At 70.4% G+C, this 2,512-nt stretch carries 2 protein-coding genes; both read left to right on the top strand.

Features of this window, described 5'->3' with window-relative positions:
* Window positions 1-2,073 (top strand): condensation domain-containing protein (locus HCA44_RS20655; protein ID WP_206038449.1); only part of this gene is annotated, 2,073 nt, incomplete at its 5' end.
* Window positions 2,070-2,512 (top strand): AMP-binding protein (locus HCA44_RS20650; RefSeq protein ID WP_169651211.1); only part of this gene is annotated, 443 nt, incomplete at its 3' end. The genes HCA44_RS20655 and HCA44_RS20650, both read left to right, overlap by 4 nt.

Below are 2,512 nucleotides of genomic sequence, written 5' to 3'. Positions count from 1 at the left end.
GTGGCGCGGCTTCCGGGTGTGTCGGTGCGGGACGTGTTCGATCACCCGACCATCGGCGAGCTTGCCGCACTGGTCGATTCCCGTGCAGGCGACACCCCGCCGACGCGCACCGGCCCCGAGTTGCGTCGTCGCGGCAGCGTAGACACCCCGCTGTCGAATGCGCAGCGGGGGCTGTGGTTCCGCCGGCAACTCGAGCCCGAGAACCCGATGTACAACATTCCCTTCGCGATCCGCGTGCCGGGCGCGCTCGACGCCGAGGCGCTCGCACGCGCGGCGCGTACCGTGGTCGCTCGGCATTCCGTGCTGCGCAGTGTTTTTCCCGAAGGTGAGGAAGGCCGCGGCATCCAGCGCCGGCTCGACGATTTCGCAGTGCCCTTCGAGGTCGTCACGCTGCCGGACTCCGCGCACACCGATGAGCAGGTTCGCGCGGCGCTGTTCGCCGAGCACGTGGCCGAGCGCGTGCGGCGGCCCTTCGACCTCGGCACGGAAATCCCGATCCGGGTGTCGGTCGTCGCGGCGAACCCGCCCGACCTGCGCTCGCCGGAAGGTGAATCGCTCGTCCTCGTACTCGTCCACCACATCGCGGCGGACGAGTGGTCGGCGCCGATCGTCGTGCGCGAGCTGAGTACCGCCTACGCCGCCGCGCTCGGCGAGGACGCCGTCCTGCCCGAACCCGCGCTCGAGTACGGCGACTACGCGCTGTGGGAGGCCGAGGTCGCGGCCGCCCACACGGCGGCACACGAACGTGACCACCGCTACTGGCGCGATCGCCTCGCCGGCGCCCCCGAGCAGCTTCCACTGCCGTACGACGCGGCCGCCCTCGAGCGCGGCGCACCGACCGGCGACACGGTCTTCCACTCGATCGACGCCGCGCGGGCTCGGCGCCTGGCGGCAGTCGCGCAGGAGCATCGGGCCACGATGTTCGTCCTCGTCCACGCGGCAGCCGCGCTCACGCTCGGCGCGCTCGCCGACAGCGCGGACGTCGTCGTCGGCACTCCCGTCACTTCTCGTGGCGACGAACGGTTGCACGAGTTGATCGGGTGCTTCGTCGACACCGGCGCGCTGCGCACCGACCTGTCGACGAATCCGACGCTCGGCGCACTGCTCGAGACCACCCGCCACGACGATCTCGACGCCTTCGACCACCGGGTGTTGCCGTTCGACCGCGTCGTCGACGTGGTGGGCGCGCAGCGCACACTCGCGAGTCACCCGATCTTCCAGACGATGGTGCAGTTCCGTGCGCAACGCGATGCCCTGCGGTTCGGTGGTCGGTCCGCCGAGTTCTTCCACACCCCCGTGCCCGCAGCGAAATTCGACCTCACATTCGACGTCGAAGACACCGGCGACGGCCTGGCCGTCCGCCTCGAGTACGCGACGTCGCTGTTCACCCGAGCCACCGCCGACGCGATCGCGGCGCGATTCGTCGCGATGCTCGACGCGTTCGAGGACACCACGCGGCGGGTCTCCGAGCTCGACGTGCTGCTGCCCGGCGAGCCCAGGAGCCTGCCCGGCGACTCCGTCGACGGGGAGACGACGGTTGCCGACCTGTTCGCCTGCGCCGTCTCCGCGTACCCCGAGCGCACGGCAGTCACCGCCGAAACCACCAGCGGCCGCGTCGAGTTGAGCTATCGCGAAATCGGTGGGCGAGTGGCCCGGCTCGCCCGCTTCCTCAGCGGGTGCGGTGTCGGTGCCGAAGATCGTGTCGCGGTCGCGATGCCGCGGGGTGTCGATTCCGTCGTGTCGTTGCTGGGCGTTCTGGCATCGGGAGCCGGCATCGTGCCGATCGATCCGTCGCATCCGCGCGAACGGGTCGTGCGGATGCTCGCCGATGCCGCACCCGCACTGGTGCTCACAGTGACGTCCACGGGATCACCGACTCCCCAGGGTGATACGGAATTCGCAGGCGTCCTCGCGACCTGTGGCGCGCCCGTGGTGTACGTCGACGACGACACCGTGGTGTCCGCCGTCGAGCGCGGGTCCGACGCANGTTGGCGAATCGTGTGTCGTGGGCGGTGGATCGGTGGTCGGTGCCTGCGGGTGTGCCGGATGTGCGGGTGTCGAAGAGTGCGGTGACGTTCGTCGATGGTGTGACGGAGTTGTTGGCGGGGTTGTGTTCGGGGGCGCGGGTGGTGTTGGCGTCGGACGAGGTGGCTGTCGATCCGGTTGCGTTGCGTGGGTTGATGGTGCGGGAGTCGGTGACGCAGGTGACTGCGGTGCCGACGATGCTCGGGGCACTGTTCGACGGGGACGGTGGGGCCGGCACCGGAGCGCAGGACGTGCCGCCCCTGCATCGGGTGGTGTCGAGCGGTGAGCGGCTCGACCCTCGTGTCGCGGCGACTGTCCAGCGCGCGATGCCGGGCGTCGAACTCGTGGACTCCTATGGTTCGTCCGAGATCGCGGGTGACGTCTCGTTCGGGATCGTCGGGTCCGATGTGGACCCGAGCGGCGGCCGTCCGGTGCCCGGAGCGGTGCTGCACGTGCTCGATCGCTGGTTGCGTCCGGTGGTGCCGGG

This window comes from Rhodococcus sp. HNM0569 (genome assembly GCF_012726205.1).
GTDB lineage: Bacteria > Actinomycetota > Actinomycetes > Mycobacteriales > Mycobacteriaceae > Rhodococcus_F.
Note: the sequence above shows the minus strand (reverse complement) of the source record. Positions and strands in the feature narration are given on the sequence as shown.